Annotated in this window: 11 protein-coding genes; all 11 read left to right on the forward strand. The window is 60.2% G+C overall.

Annotation, left to right across the window (positions count from 1 at the left end):
* Positions 1-530: 530 nt before the first annotated feature.
* The gene (gene tssB, locus HWX31_RS09205) at positions 531-1,043 is read left to right on the forward strand and encodes a type VI secretion system contractile sheath small subunit (RefSeq protein WP_059967639.1); all 513 of its coding nucleotides are present in this window, start codon (positions 531-533) and stop codon (positions 1,041-1,043) included.
* A 73-nt stretch (positions 1,044-1,116) separates the two neighbouring features.
* Positions 1,117-2,649 (forward strand): type VI secretion system contractile sheath large subunit, encoded by a 1,533-nt coding sequence (gene tssC, locus HWX31_RS09210; RefSeq protein WP_174958652.1) that lies wholly within the window; start codon positions 1,117-1,119, stop codon positions 2,647-2,649.
* Between the two features lie 133 nt (positions 2,650-2,782).
* On the forward strand, positions 2,783-6,337 hold the full coding sequence (locus HWX31_RS09215; protein WP_174958654.1) for an ImcF-related family protein: 3,555 nt from the start codon (positions 2,783-2,785) through the stop codon (positions 6,335-6,337).
* The gene (gene tssA, locus HWX31_RS09220) at positions 6,334-7,917 is read left to right on the forward strand and encodes a type VI secretion system protein TssA (protein WP_174958656.1); all 1,584 of its coding nucleotides are present in this window, start codon (positions 6,334-6,336) and stop codon (positions 7,915-7,917) included. The genes HWX31_RS09215 and tssA overlap by 4 nt, the downstream gene beginning before the upstream one ends.
* Positions 7,918-7,928: 11 nt before the next feature.
* Positions 7,929-9,743 carry a type VI secretion system baseplate subunit TssF gene (tssF, locus tag HWX31_RS09225; RefSeq protein WP_174958658.1) on the forward strand — a complete coding sequence of 605 codons (1,815 nt, stop codon included), beginning with the start codon at positions 7,929-7,931 and terminating at the stop codon, positions 9,741-9,743.
* Positions 9,740-10,834, forward strand: a complete 1,095-nt coding sequence (gene tssG, locus HWX31_RS09230; RefSeq protein WP_244143696.1) for a type VI secretion system baseplate subunit TssG — start codon at positions 9,740-9,742, stop codon at positions 10,832-10,834. Before tssF ends, tssG begins: the two co-directional genes overlap by 4 nt.
* A gap of 13 nt (positions 10,835-10,847) precedes the next feature.
* Entirely contained in the window at positions 10,848-11,378 is a 531-nt protein-coding gene (gene tssJ, locus HWX31_RS09235) for a type VI secretion system lipoprotein TssJ (RefSeq protein WP_244143697.1), read from the forward strand.
* Between the two features lie 29 nt (positions 11,379-11,407).
* Complete coding sequence (locus HWX31_RS09240) at positions 11,408-12,607, forward strand: zinc-ribbon domain-containing protein (protein ID WP_174958666.1); 1,200 nt, start codon at positions 11,408-11,410, stop codon at positions 12,605-12,607.
* A 207-nt stretch (positions 12,608-12,814) separates the two neighbouring features.
* Positions 12,815-15,322 (forward strand): type VI secretion system Vgr family protein, encoded by a 2,508-nt coding sequence (locus tag HWX31_RS09245; RefSeq protein ID WP_174958668.1) that lies wholly within the window; start codon positions 12,815-12,817, stop codon positions 15,320-15,322.
* A gap of 2 nt (positions 15,323-15,324) precedes the next feature.
* Positions 15,325-17,289, forward strand: coding sequence for a T6SS effector phospholipase Tle3 domain-containing protein (locus HWX31_RS09250; protein WP_174958670.1), 1,965 nt, complete (start codon positions 15,325-15,327; stop codon positions 17,287-17,289).
* Positions 17,279-18,013, forward strand: coding sequence for a T6SS immunity protein Tli3 family protein (locus HWX31_RS09255; protein WP_244143698.1), 735 nt, complete (start codon positions 17,279-17,281; stop codon positions 18,011-18,013). The genes HWX31_RS09250 and HWX31_RS09255 overlap by 11 nt, the downstream gene beginning before the upstream one ends.
* Positions 18,014-18,065 lie beyond the last annotated feature (52 nt).

Below are 18,065 nucleotides of genomic sequence, written 5' to 3' on the forward strand. Positions count from 1 at the left end.
AAAGCGCAACTCATATCGACAAACCCAAGTAGTTTGGTTTACTAATGACAGGATGAAAGTGTGTGCGAAAACGTCAAATAGCATGGTTGAGGAATTTAGGGATAGTTTATTTTGAGATTGATGATCACGTCGGAGCGGTGAACACAATTAAACAATTGTTAAGCCATGAGAAGCCAAGGCAGAGCAAGGGTTTGGCGCTGATGACGGTTGAGTGTCGGTGATGTCTCGTGTCGCAAATTCTCTTTATTGGGATGGCGAATGAATTTGGTGAATGTATAAATTGATTGCAGATTTGACGGTTTCTGACATTTAAATGGTGGGGCGGGTGTGCGACACGCTTTGACGGCGCTCGCGTTTACCGTGTATAAGTGCCATGCGGTTTCGCCGTGCGACCGGGGACAACACGATGAAGCATCGATCGAATCATGCCGCGCACTACGCTTGTGAGCGTTGCATTGAACAGGTCAGTATCGTGTTGAATGCGTCGTGCGCCTGCCCAATGCTTGATCATTAACAACTAAGGATTGCCAATGGATAGCTTCCAGAGAGAAATTCCGAAGAGCCGCGTCTCGATTACATTGGACTTACATACGGGCGGGGCCCAGAAAAAGGTCGAGCTGCCGTTGAAGCTCCTCGTCGCGGGAGACTTCAGCGCGGGTCGTGAGCAGGCGCCGCTGGCTGAGCGCAAAAAGGTCAATATCGACAAGAACAACTTCGATGCTGTCTTGGCTGATTACGCGCCGGATCTCAAGCTTGCAGCAGAAAACACCCTGGCTGCGGATGGTTCGGAACTGCCGGTGAATCTGTCGTTCCGCTCGATGAAGGATTTCGAGCCGGAGCAGGTTGCTCGCCAGATCCCGGAGCTGCAAGCGATGTTGGCGATGCGCAATCTGTTGCGCGACCTCAAATCGAATCTACTCGACAACGGCACTTTCCGCCGTGAGTTCGAAAAGATTCTGAAGGATAAGCGCCTCACTGACAAGCTGCGAGGCGAGCTTGCGCAGATCGTCACGGCCGCTACGCAACAGGAAGGTCATGCCTGAGCGCGGCCGGCCGAAGAGGGCCGTCACCGCCTCCCGCAACCACGCAGCCATACGAAACGGGACTGAGAGAACCATGAAGCAGAACGAATCGCATCAGGGCGCAACTGAAACGGTCGTGCTCGAAAACGACAGCGTCTACGCCGCGCTGTGCAACAAGATCAACCTGAAGCCGGTTGCCGAGGCGCGTCCGCTTGAGGCGTTCCGCGATAACGATACGCTGTCGGAAGCGTCGGCCGACGAGCGCGTGGCACGCGGGATGGACGCGCTGCTCAACCTCATCGCGAAGGAAAGCAAGCCAGTCGACCGTCTGGACAAGTCGCTGCTCGACTTCTACATCGGCCAGCTCGATCGGCAGATCAGCCGCCAGCTCGACGCCGTGATGCACACGCCTGATTTCCAGGCCCTCGAAGGCCGCTGGCGCGGTCTGACGATGCTCGTCTCGCGCACGGACTTCCGCAAGAACGCTCGCATCGAAGTGCTGGACGTCTCGAAGGATGCGCTGCAGCGCGACTTCGAGGACACGCCGGAACTGATCCAGAGCGGCCTGTATCGCCTGACCTACGTCGAGGAGTATGACACGCCGGGCGGCCAGCCGATCAGCGCGATGGTCAGCGACTTCGAGTTCACGCATTCGCCGCAGGACGTGGCGCTGCTGCGCAACATCTCGAAAGTCGCGGCCGCAGCGCACATGCCGTTTATCGGCGCGGTCGGCGCGGCGTTCTTCGGTAAGAAGTCGATGGAGGAGGTCGCCGCCATTCAGGACATCGGCAACTACTTCGATCGCGCCGAGTACATCAAGTGGAAGAGCTTCCGCGATACGGACGATGCGCGCTACGTCGGCCTGACGATGCCGCGTGTGCTCGGTCGCCTGCCGTACGGCAAAGACACGACGCCGGTACGCGCGTTCAACTATGAGGAGGCGGTGAAGGGCCCGGATCACGACAAGTATCTGTGGGTCAACGCGTCGTTCGCATTCGCGACCAACATGGTGCGCAGCTTCGTGAACAACGGCTGGTGCGTGCAAATCCGCGGCCCGCAGGCAGGCGGCAAGGTCGAGGACCTGCCGGTTCACCTGTACGACCTCGGCACCGGTGTGCAGCCGAAGATCCCGACCGAAGTGCTGATCCCGGAAACGCGCGAATTCGAATTCGCAAATCTGGGCTTCATCCCGCTGTCGTTCTACAAGAACCACGACTTTGCGTGCTTCTTCTCGGCCAGCTCGACGCAGAAGCCGGCGCTGTACGAGACCAAGGAGGCGACTGCAAACAGCCGCATCAACGCGCGCCTGCCGTACATCTTCTTGCTGTCGCGCATCGCGCATTACCTGAAGCTGATTCAGCGCGAGAACATCGGCACGACCAAGGACCGGCGTTTGCTCGAGCTCGAGCTGAACAACTGGATCAAGGGTCTCGTGACCGAAATGAAGGATCCGGGCGACGAGCTGCAGGCATCGCACCCGCTGCGTGAAGCGAAGGTGACCGTCGAGGATATCGAGGACAACCCGGGCTTCTTCCGCATCAAGCTGTTCATCATCCCGCACTTCCAGGTCGAGGGAATGGACATCGGGCTGTCGCTGGTGTCGCAAATGCCGAAGGCCAAGGCCTGATCTACGTTTCACGCATGACCCGCCGGGGCGCTGATGGCTGTCCCGGCGGCACCGTTGTGTTGGCGCACCTGAGAGAAACTCGTCCTAAGCGAGGAAGACGACATTTGGTCGTGCTCGTTTGCAGAAGAAAGTCATGAACGAAAACAACGCACAACCGGTCGGGTTTTCTACAGGTATTGCCGCCGCAATCATCTTTTTTGTCCTTGCCATCGTGGTATGGATGGAGGGGCCGCGGCAGGGATTATCCCGCGATACGACGATCATCATCGAGCTCGGGCTACTGTCCGGTTTGCTACTGACAATCCTGTTCACAAGATACTTTGCAGCAACCCTACGTTCACGGAGCGCTCCATCGAACGGCGCTCTCTGGTTCATGCGTTTCAACTCCCGCAACCGGGCGTTGGCGAATTTCGAAAGTGACCCTGCCGAAAGGGAGGGCCAGCTGGAGGGGACTACATCGCTTCGAGATCTTCTCCGCGAACGTCATGGCTGGCGGTGGCGCTACCGAGATCGCTGGATATTGGTTGCCGGTGACGAGCCACTCGTCAAGCGTTTGGCACCAGGGCTGACTGACTGTGGCTATGCAATCACTGGCGACGCAGTTTTGCTATATGCAAAGCAAACGAGTGACACGCTCGATACCGAGTGGCTCGACCAGATTCGCCGCCTGCGGCGACGCCGTCCGATCGATGCAATTGTTGCAGTAACGCGTAACCGAAATTCCGTCACCGCTCCGTTTGACACGGACAACCTCGTGCATCGGCTCGCGCGTCATGCACGCGCGCTGCGCTGGGCTGCGCCGGCGTATCTGTTGAATGCGACAGATTTCGGCAGTGCTTCGTCGAGCCCTGATGCGGCCATCGGTTTGACTTGGTCGGGTTCGCATGTCAAGGTCGACGATGTCGGCACGTCGTTGCGTGACCTCGCGCTTAACCTCGCGGACGCCGGCGTCGTTCGCCTCGCAAACGACCCCCAGGACCGATATCACGCCGAGCTGTCGCAACATATTGCGGGTCTGCGCAGTGCGCTGTCGGGACTCCTGCTGGATACGGCACGGGCTCGGGTATGGCAGCACCCAATTTACGGTCTCCTGTTTGCGCCTCTGTTCAAGGAGCGGGAGCTGGCGCCGCCGACACCCGCCGATACGGAAGATGAAGAGCCGCGGTTCGAGGAAGGGCATCGGTCAACCTGGCAAGCGGTCGCCGAACACAGCCGCAAAATTCATGGGCGCAGAGTCGGCTTTTCGCTGTCGACCACGGCTGCATGGGTCACGACGGCGCTGATCGGCCTTTGGATTGCGGGGACGATGGCATCCGGATTCGGCAATCGCGCGGCGATCCGGAACGCAGCGGATACGGTTGCGAAGCTCGACAGGGTGCAAGACCGAACGCAAGCATTGCTGGCGCTTAATGGCTTGGACCAACAGATCGATACACTCGAAGTCCATCAGCGCGACGGTGCGCCTTGGACGTCGAGGTTTGGCCTGAATCGCGACCGAGCACTGCTCGACGTGCTCTGGCCAAACTACGCCGATGCCGCAGGCCGAATTCTCGTCGGCCCGATCCGCCAAAAGCTCGAAGAACGCCTGCATCAGCTCGCGTCCCTGTCGGACTCCCAGATCGCCAGCGGTGGCAATGCGCAGATCCAGGCTGCATACGACGCGCTCAAGGCCTACCTGATGCTCGCACAGCCCCATCGAGCCGCGGCTGCCTTTCTGACACCGCAACTTGTCGCGACGTCGGCGCCTGCGCGCCCAGCGAACTCAACCCTGTCGTCCGGCACTTGGGAAGATCTTCGTCAGCACGCGATCGCGTTCTTCGCAAGTCATATCGGTCGCGACACCACATCGATTGCCTCCGCGCTGGCGATCGTGCCGGACGCCAACCTGATCGCCTCGGCCCGGCAAACGGTGATTGGCGTGCGAGGCATTCAGAACTCCAAGGATGCGCTCTACCGGCAGATCATCGACGAAGCGACGCCCAAGTATCCGCCGGTGTCTCTCGCCACACTGCTCGGCGACACGACAAGCCGGGGTCTGTTCAACACGACGGCGACAATTCCGGGCGTATTCACGCGCGCGGCGTGGGATGAACGGATCTCGAAGGCAATCGACGATGCCAGCGCGCAGCGCGACATGTCGGGCGACTGGGTGCTGTCTGACGCAAAGACCAGCAACCAGACGCCGTCGACGCTGAAGGCCGAACTGCGTCAGCGCTACTTCGACGATTACGCGCGCGAGTGGGCGCTGTTCCTCAACAGCCTGCGCTGGCAGTCTGCACCGACGCTGTCGGCGACAGCCGACCAGTTGACGCTGCTCGGCGACCCGCAACGCTCGCCGCTCGCCGCGCTGATGAACGCAGTCGTCTACCAAGCGGGAGCGGGCGCGAACGCACAATCGCTTTCCGACAGCCTGATCAACAAGGCGCAGCAACTCGTCGGCGCCAGCGAGAAGGATCCGTCGAAGCAGGTCCAGCCGCAGCTTGCGCCGCTCGCCGCGGCCTTCGGCCCGATCTTGCGCCTGACCGGCAGCGATCTGATGTCCGGCGCCCCGGCCAACGGCAAGGCCGCCGCTAAACTGGCGGCGACGGGCGACCTCAGTCTCGCGCGCTACCTCGAGCGCGTCACGGCGATGCGCCTGAAGGCGTCGCAGATCGTCTCCGGCGCCGATCCGAACGCGATCGCGCGACTGGCCGCGCAGTCGGTCCTGCAAGGCAAGACCTCCGACATTTCCGACAGCCGCGACTACGCGAGCCGCGTGGCCGCGAGCCTCGGCGAGCAATGGGCAGGCTTCGGTGAGCTTTTTCGGGCGCCGTTCGACCAGGCGTGGCAGGTCGTCGTGCAGCCGGCCGCGTCGAGCCTGAACGAAATCTGGCGCACGGCGATCGTGGCGGACTGGAACAAGACGTTCGGCGGACGCTACCCGTTCGCGGACTCGGACAACGACGCATCGCTGCCCGAGATGGCGCGCTTCATGCGGCCTGACAACGGCGTGATCGCGCAGTTCGTCACGACCCAGCTCGCCGGCGTCGTCGAACGGCAGGGCGACCGATGGGTGGCCGCGCAGGGCGCCGACCATGGAGCGCTGGCGATTGATCCGGGTTTTCTGAACGGCCTGAACAAGCTCACGCGGGTCTCGACGGTGATGTTTCCGTCCGGGGATGCGCACGTGCGATACGAACTGCAGGCCGTGCCGACACCAGGCGTGACCGACATGAAGTTCGTGTTGTCCGGGCGCGAACTGCGCTACTTCAACCAGAAGCAGGAATGGGTGCCGTTCGAGTGGCCGGGTCAGTCGCTGGAGAACCTGTCGCACATCGAATGGCAGACGCAACAGGGTGGCTTGCGCACGGCAATGGACGCCCAGGGGCGGTTCGGCCTCGTCCGGCTGCTGGAGCGTGCGAAGGTATCGCAACAGGACAACGCTCGCTATCTGTTGACCTGGACGCCCGATACGAGTCAAGGCATTCCGCTCAAGGTGCAACTGCGCAGCGAGGCGGGCGCGGGTCCGCTTGACGTGCTGCAACTGCGCAGCTTCGCTCTGCCGACGCGAATCTTCCTGACGGACTCAGTGAAGTCGGGGCCCAAGCTCTCGGCTGCCAATCCGCCGCCGCTGCCGGCGTCGATGATCGAAGCAGCGAAACATGCGGCGGTGCCGCTTCCACGTGGCGCGTTGCCGGAGATCGAATGATGTTGGGTGGACTGTTCAAGAGCCTTTTTCCTGCTCGTGACGACGCCGAGCAACTCGTCCGGGCGCGGCTCAACGCGTGGAATGCGTGGCTGCTCCCGCTCACCGGCGACGGCGGCGTCGGCCGCGATCCGGGCTACGAGGACGTGTTCTTCGAGCTCCGGGAGGAAACGCAAAAGCTTTCCGGCATCGACGACGGCCTGGTCGTCAGGTCCTGCGAGCAGTTGATCAAGGAAGTCGGCAAGGATCTGCGTCTGGCCGGCTACTTCGCATTCGCCCGGCTGCGTCAGGATGGCCCCGCCGGCTTTGCGGACGGGCTTGAGCTGGCCGCCGCGCTCGTCGACCGGTTCGGGGAGACCGTGCTGCCCGTGCGCGCCGAGGCGAAGAAGGGCGCGCTCGAAATGCTGGCCACCGCGCGCGTGATCGAGCTGCTCGACAGTCGTGGCGCGTTTGCGCCGGTCGACCTCGAGCGTGCGCTCGCCGCGCTCGATGTGCTGGTAGCCGGCACCGGCACATGGCCCGAAACCGCGCGCCCGAATCTGCAACCACTCGTCTCCCGCTTCGAGCACAAGGGTGGACCGGCGCGCGGTGCGGAAGCGGAGACCGTCGCGACAACAAGTGCGACAGCGTCAGCAACGTCCCTCGCCATTGCGTCGACGCGCGATCTGCTCGACCAGGCGCGCACGATGGCGGTCTGGCTACGTGACCAGGAGAACGGTTACCTGCCGTCGGTGCGGCTCGTGCGCAACGTCCGCTGGGACACGCTGCACGAGGTGCCGCCCGCGGACGTCACGGGCCGCACGCGCCTTATTCCGCCACGTGGTGAGCTGCGCCAGCATATGAAGCGGCTTGTGCTGCAGAAGCAATGGCACGAGCTGCTTGAACGTGTCGAGGGCGCGTTCATGGAAGGCGTGAACCACCTTTGGTTGGATCTCCAGTACTTCCAGCACGTCGCCCTCGATCACGTCGGCATGCCGTACAACACGTGGCGCGAACTGCTGCGCGCGGACTTCGCGCTGTTCCTCGAACGACTGCCCGGGATCGAGCGGCTGGCGTTCAACGACGGTACACCGTTCGCCGACGACACGACGCTCGAGTGGATCGCACGACACGCGGTTGTGCGCGATCTCGAAGCGGGCGAGGCCGTCGCGCCGCTGGCCGTGTCGGCCGACAGGGAAGTCGATGCCGCCGGTGACTGGCCGGAAATCGAGACGCAGGCACGGGAACTGGCCGGGCGTGAAGGCGTGGAAGCCGCATTCACGTGGCTCGAAGCGCTGCCGGGCATGAGAACCGACCGCCATCGCTACCTGCAACGGCTCGTGATGGCGCGGCTTGCCGATCATGCCGGTCGGCCGGATACGGCACTGGCGCTTCTTGTCGAACTGGATACGTCATCCCGGTCACTGCCGCTGATGCGCTGGGAGCCGGCGTTGGTGTTCGAGGTCAAACAGCAGTTCGTTCGGGCGCTGAAAGCGATCAGTGCGCGCAAAGATGCCGACAAACCAGCGCTTGCGCGCCGCATCGGCGAATTGCAGGCGGAACTAACCGTGCTCGATCCGGCGCGTGCACTGACTCTTTCATAACAAGAATTCCAATGCAAAACGACGATCCGATCCTGCGCTACTACGAAGCGGAAATGCGCTACCTGCGCGAGTCCGGCAAGGAGTTCGCGAAGGCGCATCCTGACCGCGCGCGCCTACTCAACCTCGATCGCGTCGGTGATCGCGATCCCTACGTCGAGCGACTTTTCGAGGGCTTCGCATTCCTGACCGGCCGACTTCGGCAAAAGCTCGACGACGAGCTGCCGGAGCTGACGGAAGGGCTGGTCAGCCTGCTATGGCCGCATTACCTGCGGATGATCCCGTCGCTGTCGGTGGTCGAGCTCGTTCCGCTCGTGGAAAAGCTGCAGACGACTGAAGTCGTGTCGGCGGGCGTACCGGTTCGCTCCGCGCCGATTGCCGTTCCGCCCCCGGCCGGCGGCGAAGGCACGACGCCGAAAACGGTGCAGTGCGTCTACCGAACCACGCAAGCCGTCACTCTGCAACCGATCGCGCTCACGAATGCTGGACCAACCATACGCCACGACGGCCGCTCGGTGATTCGCCTTGGGTTCGCGCTCGACGGGGCAGCACGCCGCAAGGAGATGGACCTGTCGCGGCTGCGCCTGCACTTGAGTGCTGATCTTCCAACGGCATTCGCGATGCACCTGGCGTTCACGCGGCAGGTGGACGCAATCTACTGGCGCATACCGGAAGTCCGCGACGGCGAGGCGGTGCCCCTTACCGGCGTCACGATCGAGCCCGCAGGTTTCTCGACTGAAGAACGCCTTTGGCCGAAAGCCGACGCAGCGTTCTCAGGGTACCAGCTGCTGCTCGAGTATTTCACGTTCCGCGAGAAATTCCTGTTCGTCGACCTATGCGGACTGGACATTGCGAAGCTGCCGGAAAGTTCGACCCGATTCGAGCTGGAGCTTGTGCTAAAGCATGCCTTTCCATCGGACCAGCGGTTCAGCGCGGAGAACGTGCGACTGTTCTGTACACCGGTGATCAACCTGTTTGAGCTCGACGCCGAACCGATCGAAATCGACCATCACGAAACCGAATATCGCGTGGTGCCGGCCGGGCATCAGGGCGAGCATGTCGAGACGTATTCGGTCGACGCGATCACGACGTTCGATCACGAGACGGCCGAGCGGTACCAATACGTGCCGTTTGCGACATTCCGACACCGCGGCGGCATGCTGCGCCACGAGGCGCCAGAGCGCTATTTCCACACGCGTGTGCGGCCGGGCGTGTCCGGGTTGCACGAGACTTGGGTGATTCTCGGCGGCCATGCGTGGGAAAGCATGGATACGCTGCCGGAGGAAAGCCTTTCACTGCGCGTGACGGGTACGAACGGTCTGCTGCCGCGCAAGGGGTTGAGGGAAGCAAGCCTCAATGAACTGGCGACGAGCACGGCATATGTGGCCGGTGTGCGAAATCTCGTCTCGCCAACGCTGCCGCTGTACCCGCCGACGGAAGATCGCTTCCAGTGGCGCGTGCTGTCACATCTGGCACCGAACTTTCTGTCGATGATGAATGCGGAAGTGCTGCGCGGAGCGCTTGCACTTTACGACTGGACAAACGACGAACTGAACCGCCGCCGGCTCGCGGGCATTTTGTGGGTGTCTCAGGAACTGATCGAGGAGGTATCGGGCGGCTCGGTCGAGCGCGGCGTGCTGATCGAGGTCACGCTCGACACCCACGCGTTCGCGGGCGAGGGTGATGTGATGTTGTTCGGTGAGCTGCTGCACCGCTTCTTCGCTCTCTACGCCGATATCAACCTGTTCACGAAACTCGCAATCATTCGGCTGCCGTCGCAGACCCGGTTCGAATGGCCACGAAGCAAGGCCGAGCGGGCGCCGCTATGAGACCGTACGACCTGCCCAACCTGGATCCGCTGGTGGCCTCGCTCCTGGCGCGTGCGCCGCGGATGAATTTCATGCAGCTATGCAGGCTGCTCGAGGTGCGCGTTCCCGGCTTGCCGGAGTTCGGCGCGCAGGACGCGCTCGAGGATGAACCGGTGCGCTTTCGGCCACAGCCGCGCATGGGGTTTCCGGCGAGCGAGGTGGCGTCGGTCGAGTTCGATGACGAGCGGCTGGATGCGCCGCCCACCGTGCGTACGACTTTCATGGGGCTATACGGCGTCGACGCGACGATGCCGTCGCACATGATCGACGACATCGTGCTGCGTGAGGAGGGCCACGATGTCGTTGAGGCGTTTCTCGACCAGTTCAACCACCGCTATGTCACGCTGCTCTATCGTACTTGGAAGAAGTACCGATATCCCGAGCACTTCCGACCCGGTGGCATCGATGGACATTCGCGCAGTCTGCTGTGTCTGGCCGGATTCGGCTGGGGCGACAAGCCGAAGCGTGCCGGGCTGCCCGATTCGCGGATGCTGGCACTACTGGGGCTCCTGATTCAGCGTACCCGAACGCCGGAAGGATTGGCGGGCGTTGTGGCGTTGGCGATTCCGCGCGTAGGTGTGCGGGTCGACGAATTCTGGCCTGTCGTGACGTCGACAGGTCGGCTGCGGCCGCTCACATCGGTAGGTAACGCGACAGGTATGCCAGAAAGCGAGAAGCCCGGCGGTCTGGGCGGTGGTTATGTGCTGGGCAAACGGATGGCCTATCGCAGCCGGGCAGTCCGCTTGACGCTGCAGCCCGCCGATGCGGAACAAGCGTACGGTCTGCTGCCCGGCGGGGTGCTGCATCACGACTTGATGGCTTTCTTGCAGCTGTATGTCGGCGTCAAGGCCGATGTGCACCTGCGCATGGAAGTGTCGACACGTCACGCGCCGCAACCATCGATCGGTGCGACCAATCCGGTCGCTGCGCCACGCCTCGGATGGACAACCGTTCTGCCCGCCGAAGAAGAACGGTTGATCAACATCGGGCTCGGCGTCTACGAGGCGTTTCCTTCGCCCGAGCCCAATCCCCATCTGACTCGACATGCTTGATCGGAGAGCGCCAATGTTCACCCGTTTCACTGTATCAACCGTTGCCTCACTCATGCTGCTCTCGGGGTGCGGTGCCTGGCAGGCCGTCTCGGACGCGTCGTCGAGCGCGTATCACTCGGTGTTCTTCAAGCAAGTGAAGGTGCTCAACGTCGATCTGTCCGCGCGAGAATCGTTGAATCCAGATGACGCTGGGCGCCCGACATCGGTCGCGGTACGCGTGTACCAGTTGAAGGATCACAAGCTGTTCGACGGCGCATCTTACGACGACCTTTTGAAGAACGACCGAACAGTGCTTGCACAGGATCTCCGGGCGACCATTGCATCAGTTCTCAATCCCGGGGCGGCCGCAAGCCTCTCGCAGCCGATGCAGGCAGACACGAAGTACATTGCGATCGTCGCGTTCTACCGCAACCCTGGCAATGGCGATGGCTGGAAATACGTGATCGAGAAGAAAAAGCTCGACGCGGACAAACCGCTGAAGCTCGAGCTCGTTGACCAGTTGCTCGTTGCCGCAGGAGCGGAGCCGACGAGCACCTCTCGATAAGCAAACGTCAAAGGGATCTCGTTTGAGACATGAGCGATAAAAAGTCGTGGTGTGACCTGATGCCCGAGCGCAATGCGTTGGATCGTGAAATCGGAAGAGCACGAGAACGGGAGATCGGCGCGGTAATGGACAACTTGCTGCAAATCATGGACGAATGGTCGATCGGCATGCCTGACCTTGAGCGCCATAGGCGTCTGCACCAAAGCCCGGTGGCACTGAAGATGGCCCATCGCGACCCCATGCCCGCCGAAGCCCCGGGCGAAAGTGATGCGCATCGAAAGCGTTCATGCTTGCTCCCGCTGAGTGGGATGCGTGACACCGTAACGGGAACGATGAAAGGCGCCGCAGATTCGCCGCGCGTCCCCTCGGCGACGCGAAGCCGCGTGCAAGTGACGCTCGCCGCGATGCCGCGCCGAGCAGGTTTGGACGCAGTGACTTTTCGGGCGCGCCTATTTGAAGGTATCTGTGAGCTCGCGAACGCCTGGGGTGGGACTTGCATGTCGGAAACCTATGCAAACCACTCAGTCCCGCTCGAGTTCACGTGCGCTGCAGGACATCGCTTCTCGATGCGTGTGCATGGTCTGCGGCTTGGGCACTGGTGTCAGGCGTGTGCATATGATCGCGCGATTATCTACTCATTGGACGATGCGAGCGTGGCTGCAGAAAAGCAGCGAGGCCGGTGCCTGTCGCGTCGCTACCGTAACAGCCGCGAACCACTGCGCTGGCGCTGCGAAGCTGGGCACACCTGGAGCGCCAGCCTCGAGCAGGTCCTGCGCGGCGACTGGTGTCAGACGTGTCATTTCGAGCGGATCAAACCGCGCCAGCTTGACATCGATCGCGCGGCAACGGAGCGCGGTGGGATCTGCTTGTCGGCGTACGTCGACAAGGAAACCCCACTCCAGTGGCAATGCGCCGAAGGACACACATGGTCCGCGCCGTGGTTTCGTGTCAGAAAAGGGCAATGGTGCCACCAATGCGCGGTGAAGGCACGAACGCGAACGATCGAGCAAATGCACGAACTCGCGCAGGCGCGCGGCGGCCGCTGTCTGTCGACGGTGTACCCCGGCGCGCACGGCAAGATTGAATGGCAGTGCGCGAAGGGACACGTCTGGCACGCGTCGGTCAACAGCGTTTGGCGTGGCAGCTGGTGCCCAGAATGCGCGTGGGCGAGTAGGCGGATTGCTCGTCGACAGGCTAAGCGAAAAAGCTTGGTGCCGATCATGGTATGAGTCGCACCGTCTGCCGGATTGCGGAGGCGCGAGTGATATGAGTCTGACCTCGCGAGTGGATCGTTAAATTGTGTGATGCTCAATAAATTTGTGAGCCACTCATCCTAATATGTGATAGCGCCATGAGTTCCTAGTTCTCGCACGATTACGCCAAGTTTTCGAGTGCAATCTGCCTTTCTTCGCCGAGTCGACCAACAGGAGTTCGCTTTGAGTTACGAAGCAATCGAGAAAATTACGACATTCGCCAGCACGAGGCCACACCAGTTCTATTACCTCGACGTGCCCCAGGCGAAAAGCGCCGAACTAGCCGACGTGTTTGACTTTCATGGCGTGCGAGCGATCGGCGAACCGACGAAATACGTTATCCGCTTCACCCACCCGAGCAGTGATCTGAGTAGGGCCGAATATCTCAACAAACCGGCGGCGTTCGTCGTTCAGCCGCCAAATGATCCGATTCGCGCGCTGAAACTCGAGCCGCAGCGGCGTGTGCAAGGCACGATCACCGGCTTCGCGCGTTTGTCTCATAGTCGAGATGAAACGACCTATGAGGTCACACTGGAATCTCGCCTCGCGCTCCTGCGCAATGCGCAGAAATGTCGGTTTTTCCTCGACATGAGCTTTCCGCAGATCATCGAACAGATCTTGCGTGAGCATGAATTTGGGAAGGTCTTCGCAACGTTCGAGTTCAATCTGTACCGCGAATACGGGAAACGACCATTCGTAATGCAGTGGCAAGAAGACGACCTGACCTTCATCACGCGCCTGTGTCGCCGTTCGGGTATCTGGTTTGTCTGCGAAGAAGGGAAGCATTGGGAAAATGTCCGATTCGGTGACGACTTCACACACTATCGTCGCGACGTCGCTTTGACCGTTCCATATCAGGAGTATGGCGGGCTTCTTAGCGATGGTGTCGAGTCGGTCAATACATTGTCGATGCACGCTAAGACGATTCCGGCGCAGTATCGAGTTCGGGACTACAACCCCCGCACCGCGCCCGAGCCGATCGATGCGGCGAACGAAATTCACGACGACGCGACTACCTACGGGGAGGCGTACACGTGGGGAACGTCGCACCAGACGCCTGAAGACGCGAAGCGCGAAGCGCTGCTGAGACGTGAGGCCGCGTTAGCCGAACAGATTCAGTATCACGGTACTGCGAACCTGCTCGATTTGACGCCGGGTAGTGTGCTCAAACTGGCCAATCACTCGCCCGACGAGGCCAAGCATGGATTGCTTGCGGTGCGGGTGGTTTGTAGCGCATCGCGCAAGAAAGCCTATAACGTTGAGTTCGACGCGATTCCGTCTGATCGGCTTTATCGTCTCCCGCTACTCGAGCATACCTGGCCCAAGGTTCAAGGCACGATCACCGGCCGCATCGCATCGACGCCGAAGTATGGCGCGCCGTACCTGGATGCGCAGGGGCAGTATGTTGTTCAATTGCATTTGGATCGGGACGAGCGCACGCCGGGCTTAAATAGTTGCCCGATGCGGCTTGCCAAGCCGTTCGGTGGCGCCGATCGTGCTGGCTTCCATTTTGGCTTGGTCGAAGGCACGGAAGTCACGATCGCATTCCACAACGCAAATCCTGATTTCCCGTACATCAGTCAGGTGATGCACAACTCCGACGAGCCAGATCCGGTTGTGGCTGGCTATCCTTGGGGCACCCGCAACACGATTCACACCCGCTCGAACAACACGATCCAACTGGACGATCGTGAGGGGAAAGAACACATCAAGGTCGCGACCGAGCACGGCAAAGGTCAACTCACGATTGGTTACGGGGTCGATCGGGAAAATAAGCTGCGTGGAAAAGGCTTCGAACTTCGCACCGACGATCAGGGGAACGTGAGGGCGGGCGGGGGCTTGCATCTGACCGCCTATGCGCAAGAAAAGGCCGTCGGTCAGCAGAGCGACATGAAGGCCGCCGTGAGTCAATTTCAACTCACCCAGGCGCAGGCCGAAGGGGTCGCAAACGCCGCGGCGGTCGCCAAGGCGGAAATCGCGGACCTGAGAGCTGAGAATCAATGGCTGAAAGACGAGATGGCGGACCTCAAGAAGGCCGTGATCGCCTTGGCTGCGCCGAATGGTATCGGCATGGCAACACCCGATCGTGTGCTTGTATCGGCGGGCAAGGACGTTAGCGTCGCTACGTCATCGCGATTCAACGTGAACGCGCTCAAGAATGTCGCGATAGCGGCCGGTGATGTTCTGTCGATGTTCGCGCAGAAGCTCGGTGTAAAAATTTTTGCCGCCCGCGGCAAGGTACAAATTCAGGCGCAGTCCGACGCAATGGAACTTGTCTCGCAGAAAAACATGCATATCGCGAGCGCGGACGGTACAGCGACGATTAACGCTGCCAACGGAGTGATTTTGAGTGGCGGAGGGTCGGCCTACATCAAGGTGACCGGCGACAACGTAGAAGTCGGTGGTGCAGGCAACTTCATTATCAAGATGGCGAAGATGCAAAAGACCGGTCCCGGCTCGCTGACCCTTCCGTTGCCGAAATTCAGCCAAGTCCATATCGCAAACGATGAACGCTTCATTCTCAGTGACGGTATTACTGGCCGCCCCGTTGCCAACCGGCCGTACAAGATCCAGCTCGCCAATGGACAAATTGTCGAGGGCGTTACCAACGAGCAAGGTGAAACCTCACTGAGCCAACAAGACGTAGCGCAGGGCCTCAAGCTGATGCTGCAGAACCACAAGGAAGCGTGATCATGACCGAGAAGACCAAGCCGGCCGATGCGGGTGGCAAATCACACGATTCGGAGAAGCCCTACCAGAATCCGACAGCAACCCGCGTCGTGCCGATGCAGCGCGACCATCTCGGCCAAGCGTACTGGGAGTCCTACCATACGCCCTCCAGCTTCCAGGTACGTGCTGAATGCCGCATCCCGCCGCACATGCCTGGAACCGTCATCTTCGTGCACGGAGTCAACTCGGAAGGTGAGTGGTACGACTCGGCGGAAAAAGCGCTGTGTGAAGGACTGAACGACCGTTTGCATCGGCCTGATGGAACAAAGCTGAGGGAGAACAGATACATCAATGCTGACAAGAAGACCGGAAAGAAAATACCTCGTCACTTAGATCCAAGTTGGGAAGGGAATTCGCCGGTGATCCGTTTCTATTGGGGCTACCGCGCATCGGATGGCACGGAACGAAACTGGCGGATTCCGCTGCGCAACCCCGATGGGTTCGACCTCTGGTCTCCCCAATGCACAAACGAGAAGGGCCCATGGTATTGGGGAGGCGGCCCCTTTCAGAACGGTACCAATAATCTCCGCCAGCTATGGAGCCACCAAGGTATGAAGCGCCACATCCTGGGCTTCGACATGGAGCTATTGAATACCGAACTCGATCGCCAACTTCAAGACGCACCGCCGCGTCATTACTATGCTCATGCAGCTAAACGTCTGGCCGACCTGATCGATCGCATTCGCACTGAGTGTCCACGCGACACCGTGACAGTGATGTCCCACAGCCAAGGGACGATGATCGCTCTGGCCGCGACGGCTTTGTGCAAGACGCGAGCACCCGATGCGCTTTTTGTGATGAACTCACCCTATGCGCTTGATGACAAGGTGACTGACGCGCTCACCGCCGGGATCGATCGACCGACCCCGGAAGCACGCGTTAATACCTTCCGTAACATTGCGAATCGGATCAAGCGAGACAAGCGCGCCATGACGGAGGCTCAGATGAAACAGCTTCAGTGCGGTGCGTCCGAGGACTTGAATTTCTGGCGGCCCGACAACCGGCGCAAATCTGGTGTACATGAGCGCGATAACCACGGGCGACTGTACGTATACTTCACGCCGCACGACCGAGTGATGGGCTCCACGCCCTTGCAAAGCATCGGCTGGCAAGGGATTGACGACAAGCTACTGGCCGAACTTGGAGACACGGTCAAGCAGCGCATGCTCGCGCGCTATACGCCTGTCGGCGACAAGCCGGGGGTGCGGAAGTTCGGCACGTTGCCGTTGATTCAGAAGCCTGTGCCGGGTGTGGCTCAGACTGAGTTTTGGAATGGTAATCGGAATGTGGCTACGCCTGCGATGAAACTATGGGCTGTGCCGGATCCGAACAAGACGATCACGGTCAATGCCGAGGAGGTGCCACATCCGCTTCAGGCCTATGAAATGAAGGACTTCGAGGATTCGCGCGTGGATGCTCCTGCAATGGGGCAGTGGGATCGGGATCCGAAGAACCCCACACAGGGTCAGTATCACGACGAGAGCTACCGGTACTTTCGTTCAATTTACGAACCAGCGGCGATCGTCAAGTCGAATCCGATGAGTCCGATTGGCGTGGCAGTCGCACAGCAGACACAGGATGAAGTCCTAAAGCAACATGATAATTACCACGCTGAACCAACAAACCACAGCTCGTTGCCCAAGAATCAAGCATTCATGCGTCGCGTTGCGGCCTACGATCTTCCGATCGGCTTTTGTGATGCCTACGAGAAGCGGGATCTGTGGCTCAGTTTGATGAAACAGGCCGACTGGACCCGAGGCCGGGACCCATATTTCGAGAATGGTTCGCTTGAGACGGTTGCCAAACCGTCGCTGATCGATTGGGATACTGCTGGCGAGGCACTGAATCGAATCGCTCTCGAGGACTTGAAGAGTCAGACTAAGGGGCTGCCCCAGAGGAAATCGGAGGATATCGTGTATGGCGACTAATCGTATGTGGCTCGTAATCGCGATCGCGGCTCTGCTAGCGGCGTCGGAAGGTTGTTCTCCGAAAAAAGCTAACGAGCCTTTCGTCTTCATGCTCAGCGATTTCATGAGCGCGAAGAAGCTGCCGTATGATTCGCCGCCGCAGGTCATCTACCGGATAGATGACCATCGTTTTGTGACGCTCGAACACTATCGAGATTGCAACCACGGCGAGACGTTCTACAACGATACGCGCGCGGGTATCCGTCAGCAGCTTGGACGCGGTGATCTCGAGAACTATCAAGGTAAGCTAATCAATGCTGACCCCACCGGCCGGAACTTGGCATTCCCGGCTGCTGCGCCGCCGCACCTTGCAACCAACGATCGCGGCTGGGCAGTTGCACTGATGTATTCGACGGATGGTGGAAAAACATTCGGATCAGTGGATTATATGGAGCACAGTTTTGATCCGTATGAAGACTCAAAGGACTACGCGGTTTTTGTGACAAAGGATCGACTTTATGTTGCGAACAAGTCAGCTGACAACGATGCTTACGTCGTTCAATATCCGATGGTGGCAAATATTGACTTAAGCAAACCATATCCAAATGGAATCTCGGGGGCTAGCTTTGCCATGTCGAAGCGGCCGGGCATATTTTCGAAGCTTCGCACGCCCTCGGGCCAAGACAGACTTACCTGCGATCAGTCGATCAAACCGACGAATCCGGACGCGGCGTTGGTCCCGTAATGCATTCGAGTTTTCCGAGCGATAGGAAGAACAACATTTGCATAATGTGAGA

It is taken from the genome of Burkholderia ubonensis, assembly GCF_902833085.1.
GTDB lineage: Bacteria > Pseudomonadota > Gammaproteobacteria > Burkholderiales > Burkholderiaceae > Burkholderia > Burkholderia ubonensis.

Bases quoted from the DNA above. Each gene is read 5' to 3' on its own strand.
- tssB (WP_059967639.1), top strand. From the start codon at position 531: ATGGATAGCTTCCAGAGAGAAATTCCGAAGAGCCGCGTCTCGATTACA.
- tssC (WP_174958652.1), top strand. From the start codon at position 1,117: ATGAAGCAGAACGAATCGCATCAGGGCGCAACTGAAACGGTCGTGCTC.
- HWX31_RS09215 (WP_174958654.1), top strand. From the start codon at position 2,783: ATGAACGAAAACAACGCACAACCGGTCGGGTTTTCTACAGGTATTGCC.
- tssA (WP_174958656.1), top strand. From the start codon at position 6,334: ATGATGTTGGGTGGACTGTTCAAGAGCCTTTTTCCTGCTCGTGACGAC.
- tssF (WP_174958658.1), top strand. From the start codon at position 7,929: ATGCAAAACGACGATCCGATCCTGCGCTACTACGAAGCGGAAATGCGC.
- tssG (WP_244143696.1), top strand. From the start codon at position 9,740: ATGAGACCGTACGACCTGCCCAACCTGGATCCGCTGGTGGCCTCGCTC.
- tssJ (WP_244143697.1), top strand. From the start codon at position 10,848: ATGTTCACCCGTTTCACTGTATCAACCGTTGCCTCACTCATGCTGCTC.
- HWX31_RS09240 (WP_174958666.1), top strand. From the start codon at position 11,408: ATGAGCGATAAAAAGTCGTGGTGTGACCTGATGCCCGAGCGCAATGCG.
- HWX31_RS09250 (WP_174958670.1), top strand. From the start codon at position 15,325: ATGACCGAGAAGACCAAGCCGGCCGATGCGGGTGGCAAATCACACGAT.
- HWX31_RS09255 (WP_244143698.1), top strand. From the start codon at position 17,279: ATGGCGACTAATCGTATGTGGCTCGTAATCGCGATCGCGGCTCTGCTA.